This window comes from Desulfonatronum sp. SC1, assembly GCF_003046795.1.
Lineage (GTDB): Bacteria > Desulfobacterota > Desulfovibrionia > Desulfovibrionales > Desulfonatronaceae > Desulfonatronum.
The window spans coordinates 1-411 of sequence record NZ_PZKN01000198.1 but is presented as its reverse complement, the minus strand read 5'-3'; the positions used below and the strand labels follow the sequence as shown (position 1 = coordinate 411).

Sequence of the window (411 nt, the reverse complement as noted above, 5' to 3'; positions counted from 1 at the left end):
CCACTGGCTCCGGGCACTTCAACCATCCCGACAAAACCCTCAAACAGAATCTCTTCGGGAGTAACTACCTCTAAATAAAGATCCATCATTTTCTTCGGGCCTCCTTCAATAGTTTTTCTCCTTTTTCGATGGCCTGCTCAATGGTACCAACCAGGTTAAACGCGGCCTCGGGATATTTATCCAGTTCACCCGACAGAATCATGTTAAACCCTTTAATGGTATCTTCAATGGAAACCCTTGCGCCCTTTAGTCCTGTAAACTGTTCAGCCACAAAAAAGGGCTGTGACAAAAAGCGTTGCACCCTTCGCGCCCTATGAACAACCACTTTGTCGTCTTCGGAGAGCTCTTCCATTCCCAGAATGGCAATAATATCTTGTAACTCTTTGTATCGTTGCAGAATTTCCTTCACAT

At 45.3% G+C, this 411-nt stretch carries 1 pseudogene; it reads right to left on the bottom strand.

Features of this window, described 5'->3' with window-relative positions:
- Positions 1-85: 85 nt before the first annotated feature.
- Positions 86-411: pseudogene (locus tag C6366_RS21280) on the bottom strand (F0F1 ATP synthase subunit beta); the annotation flags it as partial.